The 16,329-nt window shown below is 28.7% G+C and carries 14 protein-coding genes and 1 other annotated feature; of the genes, 3 read left to right on the forward strand and 11 right to left on the reverse strand.

Translation table 11 applies throughout. The features are described 5' to 3' along the window. Window positions 1–6 precede the first annotated feature (6 nt). Window positions 7–2,046 (reverse strand): peptidoglycan D,D-transpeptidase FtsI family protein, encoded by a 2,040-nt coding sequence (locus C7N71_RS03405; protein WP_181399354.1) that lies wholly within the window; start codon window positions 2,044–2,046, stop codon window positions 7–9. Between the two features lie 90 nt (window positions 2,047–2,136). Between C7N71_RS03405 and C7N71_RS03410 the strand changes: the two genes are divergently transcribed. Beyond that, on the forward strand, window positions 2,137–4,749 hold the full coding sequence (locus tag C7N71_RS03410; protein ID WP_157944347.1) for a YfhO family protein: 2,613 nt from the start codon (window positions 2,137–2,139) through the stop codon (window positions 4,747–4,749). 36 nt (window positions 4,750–4,785) lie between these two features. On the opposite strand, the gene greA is transcribed toward C7N71_RS03410, so the two are convergent. The 8 genes from greA to C7N71_RS03450 all read right to left on the reverse strand — a co-directional run bounded on the left by greA (window position 4,786) and on the right by C7N71_RS03450 (window position 12,526). Beyond that, a complete protein-coding gene (gene greA / locus C7N71_RS03415) occupies window positions 4,786–5,262 on the reverse strand; it encodes a transcription elongation factor GreA (RefSeq protein ID WP_105955952.1) in 477 nt (158 codons plus the stop codon). Between the two features lie 17 nt (window positions 5,263–5,279). After that, window positions 5,280–5,954 carry a uridine kinase gene (gene udk / locus C7N71_RS03420; RefSeq protein WP_105964521.1) on the reverse strand — a complete coding sequence of 225 codons (675 nt, stop codon included), beginning with the start codon at window positions 5,952–5,954 and terminating at the stop codon, window positions 5,280–5,282. Between the two features lie 21 nt (window positions 5,955–5,975). Then, window positions 5,976–7,100 carry an endolytic transglycosylase MltG gene (gene mltG, locus C7N71_RS03425; RefSeq protein ID WP_157944348.1) on the reverse strand — a complete coding sequence of 375 codons (1,125 nt, stop codon included), beginning with the start codon at window positions 7,098–7,100 and terminating at the stop codon, window positions 5,976–5,978. Window positions 7,101–7,124: 24 nt separating this feature from the next. After that, window positions 7,125–9,536 carry a phenylalanine--tRNA ligase subunit beta gene (pheT, locus tag C7N71_RS03430; protein WP_105987756.1) on the reverse strand — a complete coding sequence of 804 codons (2,412 nt, stop codon included), beginning with the start codon at window positions 9,534–9,536 and terminating at the stop codon, window positions 7,125–7,127. A gap of 12 nt (window positions 9,537–9,548) precedes the next feature. After that, window positions 9,549–10,589 carry a phenylalanine--tRNA ligase subunit alpha gene (gene pheS / locus C7N71_RS03435; RefSeq protein ID WP_105987757.1) on the reverse strand — a complete coding sequence of 347 codons (1,041 nt, stop codon included), beginning with the start codon at window positions 10,587–10,589 and terminating at the stop codon, window positions 9,549–9,551. Window positions 10,590–10,626: 37 nt separating this feature from the next. Beyond that, window positions 10,627–10,844: a binding site (T-box leader), on the reverse strand. Between the two features lie 42 nt (window positions 10,845–10,886). Further along, on the reverse strand, window positions 10,887–11,228 hold the full coding sequence (locus C7N71_RS03440; protein ID WP_105964516.1) for a winged helix-turn-helix transcriptional regulator: 342 nt from the start codon (window positions 11,226–11,228) through the stop codon (window positions 10,887–10,889). 12 nt (window positions 11,229–11,240) lie between these two features. Continuing rightward, window positions 11,241–11,732: an HD domain-containing protein gene (locus tag C7N71_RS03445; protein ID WP_105987758.1), complete on the reverse strand. Its 492-nt coding sequence runs from the start codon at window positions 11,730–11,732 to the stop codon at window positions 11,241–11,243. A gap of 23 nt (window positions 11,733–11,755) precedes the next feature. Then, on the reverse strand, window positions 11,756–12,526 hold the full coding sequence (locus tag C7N71_RS03450; protein ID WP_105987759.1) for a TrmH family RNA methyltransferase: 771 nt from the start codon (window positions 12,524–12,526) through the stop codon (window positions 11,756–11,758). A gap of 100 nt (window positions 12,527–12,626) precedes the next feature. Here C7N71_RS03450 and C7N71_RS03455 point away from each other — a divergent pair, with 100 nt between their 5' ends. After that, window positions 12,627–12,896 (forward strand): acylphosphatase, encoded by a 270-nt coding sequence (locus C7N71_RS03455; RefSeq protein ID WP_105987760.1) that lies wholly within the window; start codon window positions 12,627–12,629, stop codon window positions 12,894–12,896. Window positions 12,897–12,956: 60 nt separating this feature from the next. Then, window positions 12,957–13,892, forward strand: coding sequence for a membrane protein insertase YidC (yidC, locus tag C7N71_RS03460; protein WP_105987761.1), 936 nt, complete (start codon window positions 12,957–12,959; stop codon window positions 13,890–13,892). A 53-nt stretch (window positions 13,893–13,945) separates the two neighbouring features. On the opposite strand, the gene C7N71_RS03465 is transcribed toward yidC, so the two are convergent. Next, on the reverse strand, window positions 13,946–15,487 hold the full coding sequence (locus tag C7N71_RS03465) for a HAMP domain-containing histidine kinase (RefSeq protein ID WP_105987762.1): 1,542 nt from the start codon (window positions 15,485–15,487) through the stop codon (window positions 13,946–13,948). Further along, window positions 15,484–16,170: a response regulator transcription factor gene (locus C7N71_RS03470; protein WP_105964510.1), complete on the reverse strand. Its 687-nt coding sequence runs from the start codon at window positions 16,168–16,170 to the stop codon at window positions 15,484–15,486. Before C7N71_RS03470 ends, C7N71_RS03465 begins: the two co-directional genes overlap by 4 nt. Between the last annotated feature and the right edge of the window lie 159 nt (window positions 16,171–16,329).

The following is a 16,329-nucleotide window of genomic DNA, read 5'->3' on the forward strand; positions in this document are numbered from 1 at the left end:
ATATTTTTATTCTAAACCTTTATCTGATTGGACATATTTCCAATAAGCAGCATATATTTGTTTAGCTAAATTAATATTATTACTTTCAGCATCATCTGGCAAATTAGGAATAGCAAGTGCAACAACCACTTGTGGATTCTTAGATGGAGCAAATGATCCTAAACTTAAAGTAACTGTACTTTGTTTATCATAAAATGTTTGGGCAGTACCTGTCTTAGCTGATACTTCAGGCTTAATTTGGTTTAAATCAATACCTGTTCTATATTGACTTGTTCCATGCACAACTTTATAAAAGCCATCTGTAACGATTTTTCTTTGTGCCGGAGTCATATCTACCTTATTTAAAATATCAGGTGTAACTGAGTACTTTATTCTGCCCAATTTACCATCTTTATTAGAAGCTCTAATATTTTGCACTACATGTGGTTTGATTCGATATCCTCCATTAGCAATAGTAGAAATATATTGAGCCACTTGCATCGTTGTATAACCATCATAGTTACCATATGATAAATCAAGTGCTTTACCAATATTAGAGAAACCTCCAGGTCCTTGTATTCCTTTAGTTTCACCAGGTAAATCAATTCCGGTTTTAACACCTAAACCAAATTGATTAAAGTAACCTCTTTCAATATCAAAAACATCTGGATTCATAGTTAATGGAGCTCCAGAAAAGTAATGGAACTTTGCTTCTTTCATAGCTAACTGCATCATATAAGAGTTAGATGAAACTTCGAGGGCTGTTGAAGCATCTACTGGTAAATTAGCTGAACCATTGTGATTAAACCATGAACTCTTTTTAATACCACCAGTTAAAATGGGCTTATCAGTTAGTGTTGAATTAGTTGGAGTAATCACATTATCCATTAATGCCCCTGATACTGTGGCCCCCTTAACTACAGAACCCATTGTAATAGCACTATTAATTGTTCCTAATGCATTCGGAGTTAATTTACCAGTTTTAGGATTTCTATTAACTCCTCCCATACCTATAACAGATCCATCTTTGGGATTCATAACTACAGCGTATGCACCAGTAGAATTACCAGACATTTGAGCATTTTCCACTAGTGATTGGAGTTTCTTTTCAAATTGAGAGTTAATGGTTAATTGAAGATTATCTCCTTTTTGACCTCCATATTGTTGTACTGCTTTATCTAAACTGCCACTCTTAATTAAAGTCTGAGATTTAGATCCTCTTAGTGCTGGTTCATATTCTTGTTCTAAATAACTTTGACCAACACTATCATTTCTTGAATAACCTTGAGATAACAAAGTGTTAATCCGATCAACTGGTAATCCTGTCTTTTCAGAAGAAACTGTTCCTACAACACTTTGAATAGCATTACCATTAGGATATTCTCTAGTCCAACTATTACCAATTTGGATTCCTGGCATATCTGTTAGATGTTCTCCAACCTCAGATAATTCTTTATTAGTAACCCCAGTAGTTTTAATAAAAGTTGTTGATAATTGGTATGCACCACTCATTTTTTGAAAAATAGTAGCTGCATTTTTATAATTGTTAATATTATTATACATTTTATCAGCTTGTACTTTATCAAGTGATGCATTGTATTGAGTATCTGGAGTTGAATTAGCAGGCAATTTCAACTGATTTTCAACTGATTTTAAATTGTCAGGATTAGATAAGTAATATTCTGCTGCCTGTCTAGATGTTAATGCACTAGAGTCTACATGCAAATATTTGCTTAATTTGTTGGCAATGTTATAAAGATCATTAGTAGTAACCCCTAATTCTTTAGTATATTGAATGGCTTGATGAGCTTTGTTACCAACTAAAACTCTCCCAGATGAATCATAAATCATCCCCCTTTGTACATTACCATACTTAATAGAGTTATCAGATCTATTAACTTCTGCTTTATATTGATTTCCATTAACAACTTGTAGATATGCTAATTGAATCACCAAAATAATAAATAAGGCTCCAACGATAAATAAAATAATATTTAAACGAAAAGGAACTCTTGAATTAATATTTTTGTCTTGATGATTAAATATTTTTTTAAGAAAACTATTCAAGGTTCTCAAAGCTCCTTGCTATAAATTTTTTTAATGTCTTTAAATGTTATTATATAATATATGTAAAAATAAACATAATTAATGAAAGGAATGATAATAATCAAGCATATTAAAAAGTTTACAAAAAATAACCTACCATTAATTTTAAGCTTTTTTACTCCATTTATCATTATGGCATGTTACTTTGCTTATCGCAATATGTTTCCTTTTGGTAACGGAAGTATTTTAACAGTCGACTTAGGGCAACAATATGTTGATTTTTTTGCATTTTATAAGAGAACCATTAACAGCTTGAATATACATAAGTTTTTTTATTCCTTTGCCAATGGATATGGTGGTGAAATGATTGGCATCTGGTCATATTATTTAATGAGTCCACTAAATTTAATAATTGCAATTTTACCAAAAAGTTTTATGAATGGTAGTTTATTATTAGTTACTTTATTAAAATACGGATTATCAGGATTAAGTTTTGGCTATATGCTAAATAAAAAAGGATTCGAAAAAAATATAATAATAACAACATTTGCTACCGCATATGCATTAAATGGATGGATCATTGCCAACCAGTTGAACATAATTTGGCTAGATGCAATGATTTTACTACCAATTATTGTTTTAGGAATAGACAACATAATTAATAATAACAAATCCAAATTGTACATCCTATCACTATCAATAATGATAATTGTAAATTACTATATGGCATATATGGTCTGCATTTTTTCATTGTTATACTTTATAACTAATTACGCTATATATTATAAAAGTAAAATAAAACATAAATACAAAAGTATATTAAAATATTTTGGAGCAAACTTAATATCATTTATGCTTTCAGCATGGTTAACAATTCCAAATATAATAAAACTTAGAACTGGCAAAGCGTCATATACCGTTAATAATTTTAACTGGAAATTAGAATATAACCCTCTTAATATGATTCCTAAATTAATGAATGGAGCATTTAATTTTAATCAAATGCCCAGTGGATATCCTAATATTTTTATAGGCAGTCTTGTTTTAATATCTGTTTTAGCATTTTTCTTTAACCATAAAATAAAGTTGAATTTTAGATTATTGTACCTATCTTTAACTTTTGTATTTTTAATATCCATGTGTTTTGAACCATTAGATTTAGTTTGGCATGCTTTTCAATTTCCTATCTGGTATCCATACCGTTTTTCTTTTATTTTTTGCTTTTTAGTTACCTATTTAGGCGCTATTGGATTTAATAACTTACCTAATAAAATTGATAATAAAATAACAATAAAGATAGCAATCATGTTAATAATCATATTATTAACTGTCGGAATAAAAATCAATAATTTTACATTTTTATCACCAATGAAATATGTTGTTTCAGTTTTATTAATAGCAATCATGTTTGTCATAGTAATCATTTCCAGACTAAATCATTCTAAACTGTATATAATTAGTATTTTTATAATTACTTGTTGTGACATGGGAATTAATGCTTTTAACTCATTAAATAGTATCTCATATGTAACTAATAGTGATTATTCTTCATATAATAAAATTTTAAATGAGCAAATAAATAAGATTAGTAAAGGCGATAAATCATTTTACAGGATTAATAAAAATTTCTATAGAACTCAAGATGACCCCATGGAATTAGGCTTTAACAGTGGCTCAATATTTTCATCAACTATGAATAAAAATAATGCTACCTTTAATTCAAACATTGGAAATCCTAATAATACCGGCTCTATTAATTATTCTAATGGTACTTTAGTTACAGATTCATTATTAAATTTTAAATATTTTTTGTCATTTAATGGTAATTATAAAAAATATCCAATGATTCAAAAATCAGAAAATAGATACGACATATTAGACAATAGAAAAAGTAAAAATTATTTCGATATAAAAAGGAATAATTTGAGTTTACCTTTAATTTTTGGTACTACTAATAGTATTAAAAATAAAATGAATACAACAAATCCTATTGATTATCAAAATGATATAGTAAAACAAATATCAGCATCGAACAAAAATGTATTTAATGTTGATAATAATTATAAAGTAAAATTCAAAAATATTTATAATACACCATCTTTAGGCCAAACAATTTTGAAAAAAATTGATCCTCTGAAAAGTGCGTCAGTAGAAATAAATTATCATTATAGAAATCAATATATTCCATATATAGTATTACCTAGTAATTTAAATCCTAACATTTGCTCTGTATTTATTGATGGTGAAAAATTAACATCACCTAAGAATTTTCAAAACTCGTTAATATATAGTCTTCCTAAAAAGGATGGAACTATAGACATTAATTTTAAAAAGCAAAGTATATTTACAAATAATTTTGGAATATATAATCTGAATTACAAAAAATTCAAATATGATATTTCAAAAATTAAGCATCAAAATATCATATCTAATAATAAAAATATGATATCTTCTAATGTTAATTTCAATAAGAATGGAAGTTTGTTAACATCAATTCCATATTCAGATGGTTGGAATGTAAAAATTGATAATAAAGAGCATGGTAAATCAAAGTGGTTAGGAGAATTTATAAGTGTTAAAAATATAAAAAAAGGAAAACACCATATTGAACTATATTATTATCCAAGAGGACTTAATTTAGGAATAACAATTACACTATTAACAATTATTTTTATTAGTATTAAAAGTATAATTAATAGAAAAGATAATAATAAAAAAGATTAGGCAATTCAATAGCCTAATCTTTTTTTATTTTATATATTATTTAACTTCAATAATTTTAACTTGCATATCACCAGCAGGAATTTCAATGGTAACTTCTTCATTAGTCTTATGACCCAATAATCCCTTAGCAATTGGTGAATCATTAGAAATTTTACCAGACATTGGATCCGCTTCAGCAGCCCCAACAATTTGGTATGTTTCAGGATCTTCATCAGGTAGTTCTTTAAAAGTAACTGTTTTACCAACATTTACAAGATCTTTATCAACATCTTCATTATCAACAACTTGAGAATATTGCAACATATGTTCCACAGTAGTAATTCTACTTTCTAGCATACTTTGTTCATTCTTAGCTGATTCATATTCAGAATTTTCAGATAAATCACCATAACTTCTAGCAATTTTAATTCTTTCAATAATTTTTGGTCTTTGGTTTAATCTTAAATCTTCCAATTCATCTTCAAGTTTCTTTTTACCTTCAAGAGTCATTGGATATGTTTTATCTTCAGCCATACTAAATCTCCTTTAAATTAAATTGTTGTATCTATATTATTTAATACTTTATTATTACCATGCTTCAATAAAATTGATTGAATTTTTGTGGTTAATAAATCAATAGCAACTTGATTTTTACCACCCTCCGGCACAATTATATCAGCATAACGTTTACTTGGTTCTACAAATTGATTATACATTGGTCTAACAGTTTCTAAGTATTGTTGAACCACTTCATCCAACGTACGTCCTCTTTCCTTTGTATCGCGTTGAATTCTTCTTAAAATGCGAATATCATCATCAGTATCAACAAATACCTTAATATCCATTAAGTCCCTTAAGCGTTTGTCATCTAAAATCAAAATACCTTCAAGGATAATTACATCTCTAGGTTCTTGAGTAATGGTTTTATCACTACGGTTTAATTTTGTATAGTCATACACTGGCTTTTCAATTGATTCATAATTCAATAATTTGTGTAAATCATCTATTAACAAATCAGTATCAAATGCTAACGGATGATCATAATTGGTTTCTTCTCTTTCAGCCCAAGTTTTGTGAGACTGATCCTTATAGTAAGAATCTTGTTGAAGTATCATTATTGAATGACCTAATAATTGATTAAAAATTGCACGACTTACAGTAGTTTTTCCACTACCAGAACCGCCAGTTACCCCGATAACAACAGGACGTTTTTTATTTTCTACCATAGTAATCTCTCCAAATCAATTTTATCTCATATAATTATTGTTCTTAACTACTGAACTAGTGTTAACCAAATTACTAGAAAATACAACTTTATTCTTTTTAGGGTCAATGTAAAAGTGTAAATAATTTTTATCCATATTCTTAGGATTCAACACTGCCTTAACAGAATTTATACTTGGATTACTAATTGGTCCAGGTCCATATCCAGTATGTTTAAATAAATTATAAGCAGATTTAATCTTATAATCCTTTTTGTCAATTTTTTGATTAAAACTTTTCCCACTAGCATACAAAATAGAGGATTTCATTTCAAGTGGTAATCCATTATTTAAACGATTTAATAATACCCCAGCAATTTGCTGTCTATCAAATTCACTATATCTTTCTAATTCAATCATCGAAGCCAAGCTTAATACTTGTTGTACTGAAAAACCTTTTTTATCGATTTCTTTATAATAAGGCTTTAGTTCATTATTAGTTTTATCTAGCATTTGTTTTATTAGGTCTTTTAGTGAAACATCATTTTGAGAATTATAAGTAGCCGGATAGAGATAGCCTTCTAATTTATATCTTGTATCTTTAGCGTTAAATGATGACTTGAGCATCTCTGGATATTGTTTTTTTAACTGTGATAAATATTCTTTATCATTCATTAAACTTATAAATTCAGAGCTGGAATATTTACTGTTGCTATTAACATTTTTAGATATTTGCTCTATATTATCGCCTTCCCTAATAAGAAAGCGACCGTAACGACCTTGTAAAGGTTGAGCTGATCCACCTTTTTCTAATTTCTTAGCAATTAAATCTAAGCTCATAGATGGTGAAAACTCATAATATCCTGCTTTTAAATTAGAATAATGATGACTGTTAACAAAGTAGTCAAAAACCATCCCACTTTTTACAACATTTTGATCTTGTAAAATAGACCCAATTTTCTTATCAGAAGCACCCATAGGAATATTAATTTGTACTACACTTTTATCATGAGAATTAAGTGGTTGCAATGATCTATTCAAATATTGATGACCTAAGAAAAATATGAAGCATCCTAATATTATCAAAATTCCAATAATAGTAAAACTAATCTTTCTTCCTAAATTTTTGTGCTTCTTGGGAGAATCATTGGATTTTAATTTATTAGCCAATTTTATTCCTCCATATTTTTTAAACTAACGAATCTCAATTTCAAATTCTTTTTCAAGGTTTCTTTGAATCTTATCCATCGCCTTATTTACATCGTCATCAACTAAAGTATCTCTTTTATTTTGGAATGTTAAATTATAAGCCATTGATTTTTTACCACTTGGAACATGTTCTCCATTATACACATCAAATAACTTTACATGTTTCAAGAAAGCTCCACCACGTTTATTAATAACATTCAAAATATCATTATTAGTAATATTTTCATCAATCAAAATGGCAATATCTCTGGAAATAGAAGGATATTTTGAAATAGATTCATAACTTTGATTGGTCTTATGAAGATTGCTCAATAGTTGTAAATTCAAATCAAATACATAAGTAGTATTAATCTTAAATTTTTTAGCAATATTAGGATGAACTTCACCAATAAATCCAACATAATGTCCATGAATCATAATATCAGCTGTTCTACCAGGATGCATTTCTGGATAGTCTGCATTTGCAATGTATTCAACTTGATTAGCAAAACCAATTGATTCTAAATATTTATCAACAATCCCTTTAATTTGATAGAAATCAACTTCTTTTGCTTTTTCATTCCAAGTGCTACGTAACAATGAACCAGTAATGGCTACAGAAATATGTTCTATTTCTGAAGGTCTATCTTCATTCTCATTTTCTTTGTAAAATACTCTTCCTTGTTCATATAAAGCAACATCATGAACATTTCTAGCTTTATTATATGCAATGTCATCTAATAAACCAGTAACTAAATTCATTCTTAAAGTTTCATGATCATTGGTCATAGGATAACTTAAATTTGTTTCAAATGATTTTTGCATCATAAACATGTTAGCTTTGTCTTTGCTAGTCAAAGCATAAGAAATAGCATGAGTTAATCCTAGTCCTTCTAAAATATTTCTACTGTTACGAATTAGTTGTTGTTTTGGTTGTAATTTTCCAGTCGTCATTGTAGTTGTTGGCAATGTTGAAGGAAGATTATCATATCCATAAATTCTAGCTACTTCTTCAATTAAATCAGCATCGATATGAATATCCCAACGACGTGTTGGTACAGTAACTACAAAAGTATCCCCATCAACTTTAGTATCAAAACCTAATCGTTCAAATATATCTTTTACTTGTTCACTTGAAAGATTTGTTCCCAAAACATGGTTTATTTTAGTTAAAGTGATGTTTACTATAACTGGTTGAGCATTAAATTCACTACCGTTTAAAGTATCATCACAAACTTCACCATTAGCCAACTCATTACTCATTTGACAAGCATTTTCCATTACTTCATCTAGACCACCACGATTAATACCACGTTCAAATCTTTGTGAAGCTTCAGTGTGAATAACATGTTTACGAGCCATTTTTCTAACTTTAATTGGATCAAACACTGCACATTCAAATAATACATTTTTAGTATCGTTAGTAATTGAGGTATCAATTCCACCAATAACACCGGCTAATGCAATTGGGCGATCATCGGCAACTACAATATCATTTTCGTCTAAGTCAACTTCATCTTCAGCTAAAGTAGTAATTTTTTCACCTTTTTTAGCATTTCTAACAGAAATATTATTGCCATGTAATTTATCTAAATCATATGCATGCATAGGTTGACCAAATTTAAGCATTAGATAATTAGTAATATCAATAATGTTATTAATTGGTTTAATACCAGCGTTCCATAAACGAATTTGTAGCCATAATGGGCTTGGATTAATTTCAACATTATTAACAATACGATTTTTATATGTTAAAGCAATTTGGCTATCAACATCACTACTAATTTGATCAGCGGTCTTTTTACCAGAAGTTTTTTGAACTTTAACATTATCAAAATTAACTGGCTTATTATAAATAGCTGATAGATCATGGATAGTACCATACATACTTAACATATCGCCACGATTAGGAGTAACATCTAAATCTATTAATTCATCATCCATCCCTATATATTTATAAACATCATTACCAACTTTGGCATCTTTAGGTAAAAAGTAAATTCCATCAGCCCATTCTTTAGGCACAACATCTTTTGGATAACCAATCTCATCTAATGCACATAACATTCCGTTTGATTGGATACCACGCATCTTAGATTTTTTAATTTTAATATTGTTGGCAATACGAGCTCCTGATAATGCAACTATTACCTTTTTACCTTTTTCAACATTAGGAGCACCACAAACAATTTGTACTGGTTCATCGTCACCCACATCAACTTGACAAATATGTAAATGATCAGAATCAGGATGGTCTTCTAAGCTCAAAATTTGTCCAACAACGATTTTTTTAAGTCCTTCACTAGGTTTTATAACAGAATCAACTTCAACAGAAGAACGTTCAATTTTTTCGGCTAATTCATCAACTGGAATATCTAAGTCAATATATTCCTTAAGCCATTTATAAGATACTCGCATATAAAATTCTCCTTAATTAAATTGTGATAAGAAACGTACATCATTTAGATAGAAATCACGGATATCATCAACACCGTATTTCAACATTGCAAAACGATCTGGGCCTAAACCAAATGCAAATCCACCATAAGATTCAGCATCAACACCAGCCATTTTTAGAACATTAGGATGAACCATTCCAGCACCTAACACTTCAATCCATCCAGTATGCTTACATACTTCACAACCCTTACCATTACATTTAAAACATGTAACATCAGCTTCAACTGATGGCTCAGTGAATGGGAAGTAACTAGGTCTTAGTCTAATATCATATTTATCACCAAATAATTGATGTAATAAATATTCTAAAGTACCCTTTAAGTCAGCCATTGTAATATGTTTATCAATTACAATTCCTTCAACTTGATGGAATTGATGAGAATGAGTAGGATCATCAGTATCACGGCGATAAACAACTCCAGGAGAAATCATCTTTAAAGGTCCTTTAGAAAAATCATGTTTTTCTAAAGTTCTAGCTTGCATTGGAGAAGTTTGTGTTCTCATCAAAATATCTTTAGTAATGTAAAATGTATCTTGCATATCTCTAGCAGGATGATTTTTAGGCAAATTCATCATTTCAAAATTATATTTATCTTCTTCAACTTCTGGTCCACTTAATACTTCATAACCCATCCCCATGAACATATCAGAAATTTCATCAATAATTGATTGAATAACGTGTGGATGACCTTTAGCTACGGAATCACCAGGTAGTGTGACGTCAATTTTTTCTGATGCTAGCTTCTTATTCAAAGCAATAGTTTCTAACTCTTCTTGCTTCTTATCTAAAGCAGTTTGGATATCATCACGAATCTTATTAGAATAACTACCCACTTTTGGACGTTCTTCAACTGGTAAATCTTTAATTCCTCTTAAAGCTTTAGTAATAAGACCCTTCTTACCTAATAAATGAACTTTTATTTCATCGTTCATTTTTTTTACATTAGTTGCATTTTCAATATTTTTTAGACCATCATCACGTAATTTGGTCAAATCATCTTTTAAACTCATAAATTTCTCCCTTCATACATAAAAAAAGCTCCATCCCATAAGGGACGAAGCTTCGCGGTACCACCCTAGTTTATGAAAATATCAGAATAAATTCATACACTCAATCTTCATAACGGCAATTAACCGGATAATTTTTGTTATTAATAACTCCCAATATCAGCTCAGAAAATGAATTCAACTAATCTATTGATTGATCTCAGTATACACAATCTTCCTGTTAATATTAGTCTACTACTTTTTCTTCGTCACTCTTATCTAAAATAATAATGCAATTTAAAACTCCGGTCAAGATAAGTTTTATAATTTATACCACTTATCTGACCATTTATGGATTTCATACATAATAGGTTCTAATTCTTTACCCCTTTTCGTTAATTCATACTGAATTAACGATGAATCCTTAAAAGTGTTTCTAGATACAATATTATCTTTTTCTAGTTCTCTAAGTCTTTCAACTAAAACACGATCACTACATTTATCAATAGTTTTAGCAATTGTCTTAAATCTTTGAGGACCATTCACTAATAATGTTTCTATAATTAAGCCATTCCATTTTTTACCTAGAATGGAAAAAGTTTTTTCAAATTTTGGACATAGATTACAGTCAAGTTCTGACTGTAATTCTTTACTTGATTCCAATATTATTACCCCTTACAAACTTTTAGTACTAAATATTTGCTTAATGTTCCTATATTTAGGTGCAAAATATTCTCTAACAGCATCGTAATCATCAACTAAAGAAACAATAACACTTTCAGCATACTTAGGTTTACTTAACGTAAGTCCCCACATATGCTTAATAATAATATCTTTTTCCTTAGCATTTAAGTTAGTTATCTTTTCAGCATTACGTAAAGCAATTCTAGGATGCATATATGCATGTGAACCTAAATGAAATTTATCGGTTCTCCAATCATAATAAAATAAATCATGTAACAACCCGGCCCTAGCAGTTGACTTAGCATCTAAATTAAAGTTTTTTGCGATTTGATAACTTTCATAAGAAACATCAATACAATGCTTTAGTCTAGTAGATGAATGATGCTGAGTATAATTAGACAGCTCTTTTACCATTGATGAATTCAATAAGTCAGAAACATAAGACATATAAACTTTATCGTTTTTCCATGATTTTGTATTCATGCAAAGTATCTCCTTATTTAAAATTATTTTTTTAAATGAAACATTAATATGCCAGATGCAATAGCGACATTTAATGATTCTGCGTTTCCCTTAATAGGAATATATAAATTTTTATCTGTTATTTTAAGTAGATCATCTTGCATACCATTTCCTTCATTTCCCATGATTAATGCAAAATTCTCACTGGGAACAATTTCATTGTAAATAAAAGCGTCTTCGTTTAGTTCACTACCATAAACTTGATAGTTTTTATCTTTTAATATATCTATCCAATATAGTAAATTACCTTCAATTATTTTTAAATGAAATTGACTTCCTTGCATAGATCTTAAAACTTTAGGATTAAATTGACTAGATGTACCCTTACCAAAAATAACCCCGCTCATACCAGCAGCATCTGCCGTTCTAACCATTGTTCCAATATTACCTGGATCTTGTATATTGTCCAACAATAACCAGGATCCATTAATATTATTTTCATTAATATCTTCTTTACTAGGAAGCCCTACAATCGCAAAAATTCCTTGTGGGGTGATAGTGGATCCTAAATACTTAGCTACTTCATCATTAATTTCTATTAACTCACTATTATAGTATGATAGTTCATTTTGATGAAGAGTAAGTTGCTTTGCCGTTGTTAATATTACTTTTATATCTTGATTAGCATTTAATGCTTCATTTACTAAATGCCAACTTTCAAGAAGATAAGCAGATTGTTTTTCTCTGCCCTTTTTATTACTTAATTTTTTCCAAGCTTTTATTCTGTCATTTTTAACAGAAATTATTTTTTCCATAGTAAGGATTAACCCCTTTTGATATAGTAACTTATTCATATTATTTTATCACAATACTATAATAATATATAAATGATTGCAAAAAGTGAGGTAATAATTTATGAAACAAACAATTAAATTTATAATAAATGGAAACGTTCAAGGTGTTAGTTTTAGATGGTCAATAAAAACTTGGGCAGATAAAATTAACATCAAAGGCTATGTACAAAACCTTTCAGATGGATCAGTAAAAATTGTGGCTAATATTAAAAATGTAAACAATTTTATAAATGGTATAAAATCATTAAATAATCCCTTTATTAAAATAAGAAATATAGATTACACTTTATTGAATTATAAAGAATATAAAACTTTTTCAATTAAAATTTAATTTAGTAACACATTTCTGGTATTATTAGTAAGTGAAAAAAGTTAGGAAAGGTTTTTATAAATGAAGAATTTAAAGAAATATAGTGTTCTTTCATTTGTTGGTCTTGCAGCATTAACATTAACTGGCTGTGTTAGACAAGATGGGTCTGGTAAACCATATGGACTAACATATGAGTATTTAGCATTACCTGCTCAACACATTTTGGATTTTATGGCAAAATTTGTTGGTGGATATGGATGGGCAATTATTCTTTTAACAATAATTGTTAGAATGGTTTTATTACCTGCTATGATCAGTCAGATGAAAAAGTCTACTATGATGCAAGAGAAAATGAGTTTTGTTAGACCACAAATGAAAAAGATCCAAGAACGTCAAAGAAATGCCAAGACTAAAGAAGAACAGATGCAAATTCAACAAGAAATGATGCAACTGTATAGAAATAATAATATTAGTATGACTGGTGGAATTGGATGCTTACCATTAATAATTCAAATGCCAATTTATATTGCATTATATAATGGTATTCGTTTTTCCCCAGAAGTATCACATACAATGTTTTTAGGTATTAAATTAGGAGATAAAAGTTTAATCTTAGTTGCCCTTTCATTTGTTGCTTATATTATTCAAGGATATCTAATGACATTAGGTTTACCTGAAGATCAAAAGAAACAAATGAAAATGATGTCATATATAACTCCTGTTATGATTGCATTAATTACTTTTAGTGCTCCTGCAGGACTAGGATTTTACTTCTTTGTAAGTGGTATATTTGCATGTATTCAAACGCTAATCATTAACTTATATCGTCCAAAAATAAAAAAAGAAGTGGCTGCACAAGCTAAAGAACAGGCCAATCAAGAAGAACAAGAAATTCACGATATTACAGAAGAAGATTCAACATCTGTAAAGGATGATTCTCAAGAAAGGGCTATTGAAAGCAAAAAAGATACTGACTTGAGAAAGCGAAATTCTGGAAAACAAAATAATAAACATTAATTATAAAATAAAAGGACTATTACTAATATTAGTAATAGTCCTTTTATTTTAAATTATTCTTCTTTATAATCTAATTTTTTAATATGTTCAATTTTTTCTTTACTCAACAAAGGAAATGAAATTGTAAATACTGAACCGTATCCAGCAGAACTTTCTACAGAAATTTTTCCATGATAAGCTTCTACCAATCTTTTAGCGATAGATAAGCCTAAACCATTGCCACCTTGATTACGGCTTCTGGCCTTGTCAACACGATAAAAGCGATTAAAAATTTTATTAACACTATCTTGACTAATCCCCTCACCAAAATCTTGAACAGCAATATCAACATAACGGTATTTTCTAGACAATGAAATGTGGACTTCTTTACGATCTTTTGAATATTTAACTGCATTATCCAATAAAATAATAAGAATTTGTTCTAAATGGTTACGATAAATTTGAATAATAGTTTCCTTATCAATATCATCATCTAAGTTAAAAGTATAATCTGGATGAATCATTTTAAAATCATTAAATTCTTGATGAACAATATCCTGAACATCAGTTAATTTGTTATTATAATTGATTTCGACTTGTTCAGCTCTTGATAGATCAAGCATTTCTTGAACCAAACTTTTCATACGATTAATTTCGTCAATTGAAGATTGAATAGATTCATCTAAAATTTCAGGATCATCTTTACCCCATCTAGATAACATTTTTAAATGCCCTTGAATAACGGCAACTGGAGTTCTCAATTCATGAGAAACATCTTCAACAAATTGTTGTTGTTGATCGATATAACGTTGCATAGTATCAAGCATATCATTAAAAATATTTCCCAGATCAGTTAACTCATCATTTTGATTAAGCTTAGGCACCCTAACATTTGTCTCTGGTGAATCGTTTACACTACTTATCGTATCAGAAATCATTTTAATCGGCCTTAACATATATGCAGCTAACACATATGATAATAATGAAGCAAAAAACACACCTAATAACAATATTACGATTAATATTATCATTAATTTTTTAGTATAAATGTGATAATCAACTAAATTATTGATAACCCTTAAGTAACCTATCTTATTACCAGTCTTTTTAGAATAGATTGGCGCTTCTTCAATTAATGAATAATTGTTATTATAAATACTATTTTTATCAATTCTACTATTTATATGACCAATCTTCATAAATTTCTTTTCGGTTTGTTTAGAAAAAAAGATAGGATTAGCATCTTTATCAAAAACATTAACTATTATGTCATCTCTGGAAATACTACTAAATAAAGAATTTGAATGAACTCCATCTTCGTTCTTAGATTTATTAATATTTTCATTACGAGGACTAAGTATGCTTATAACTTCTTTTTCTGAAAGGTTATAATTAAATCCTGTCAGTTTTCCAGATAAAGCACTTAAAGTTTCACTAGTATGCACTGATTCTTGATTTAATAAAACATCAGAAAATCTATTATAGATTAAGAAAGAAAAAATAGATAAAATTAAGAAAATTATGATGGCAGAACCAATAGACCATTTCCATTTAAGAGATATCCATTTATTTTTGCCATTCACATTATCAACTTTATCGTCTTTTTTTACAATCATGATCTCATCACATACCCAGTACCTCTAACAGTTTGAATATAACTTTTTTGATCACTACGATCAATTTTATTTCTTAAGTATCTAACATATACATCAACTACATTGGTTTCAGCGTTAGAATCATATCCCCATACTTGATTAAGTAATACATCTCTAGCTAACACCACGTTCACATTTTCCATTAATGTTAATAAAAGTTCATATTCACGTTTAGTCAAATCTATGATGTCTTCGCCACGTTTTACAATTCGACTTTCTTTTTCAACCGTAATATCTTTAAAATGAACGACTTTTTGATTTTCAGTTTTTTCATCGCCTTCAATATTAATACGACGCAATAAAGCACGAACACGAGCTAATAATTCTTCAATAGCAAATGGCTTTACGATATAATCATCAGCACCATGATCAAATCCAGAAACTCTATCAATAACTGAATCTCTAGCAGTCATAATAATAATCGGAGTATTCTTCTTTTCTCTCAATCTTCTGGCTACTTCCATACCATTTAGTTTAGGTAACATTAAATCAAGTAATATAATGTCAAAGTCTTCATTAATGGCATCATCTAATCCGTCTCTACCATTAACTGCTACCTTGGTTTCATAACCTTCATGTTTAAGTTCTAGTTCAACAAATCTAGATAAACTTTTTTCGTCTTCTACTATTAAGATTCGACTCATACGAGTACACCCCTAAATACTTTTTAAAATTGTAATATACTAATACATTCTATCACAATAAAATGTTCAATAATAGCTGCATAACAACTATGAACATTTTATTTTATAAAATTTTAATTTATATATATGAATATTATAATCTGTAAGGTTTATTATTTA

This window comes from Apilactobacillus timberlakei, assembly GCF_002993965.1.
Classification (GTDB): domain Bacteria; phylum Bacillota; class Bacilli; order Lactobacillales; family Lactobacillaceae; genus Apilactobacillus; species Apilactobacillus timberlakei.

What these genes read in the sequence shown, in the direction of transcription:
- greA (WP_105955952.1), bottom strand. Translation starts at nt 5,262, where the DNA reads ATGGCTGAAGATAAAACATATCCAATGACTCTTGAAGGTAAAAAGAAA.
- C7N71_RS03410 (WP_157944347.1), top strand. Translation starts at nt 2,137, where the DNA reads ATGATAATAATCAAGCATATTAAAAAGTTTACAAAAAATAACCTACCA.
- pheS (WP_105987757.1), bottom strand. Translation starts at nt 10,589, where the DNA reads ATGAGTTTAAAAGATGATTTGACCAAATTACGTGATGATGGTCTAAAA.
- C7N71_RS03445 (WP_105987758.1), bottom strand. Translation starts at nt 11,732, where the DNA reads ATGAATACAAAATCATGGAAAAACGATAAAGTTTATATGTCTTATGTT.
- pheT (WP_105987756.1), bottom strand. Translation starts at nt 9,536, where the DNA reads ATGCGAGTATCTTATAAATGGCTTAAGGAATATATTGACTTAGATATT.
- yidC (WP_105987761.1), top strand. Translation starts at nt 12,957, where the DNA reads ATGAAGAATTTAAAGAAATATAGTGTTCTTTCATTTGTTGGTCTTGCA.
- C7N71_RS03455 (WP_105987760.1), top strand. Translation starts at nt 12,627, where the DNA reads ATGAAACAAACAATTAAATTTATAATAAATGGAAACGTTCAAGGTGTT.
- C7N71_RS03470 (WP_105964510.1), bottom strand. Translation starts at nt 16,170, where the DNA reads ATGAGTCGAATCTTAATAGTAGAAGACGAAAAAAGTTTATCTAGATTT.
- udk (WP_105964521.1), bottom strand. Translation starts at nt 5,954, where the DNA reads ATGGTAGAAAATAAAAAACGTCCTGTTGTTATCGGGGTAACTGGCGGT.
- C7N71_RS03450 (WP_105987759.1), bottom strand. Translation starts at nt 12,526, where the DNA reads ATGGAAAAAATAATTTCTGTTAAAAATGACAGAATAAAAGCTTGGAAA.
- C7N71_RS03465 (WP_105987762.1), bottom strand. Translation starts at nt 15,487, where the DNA reads ATGATTGTAAAAAAAGACGATAAAGTTGATAATGTGAATGGCAAAAAT.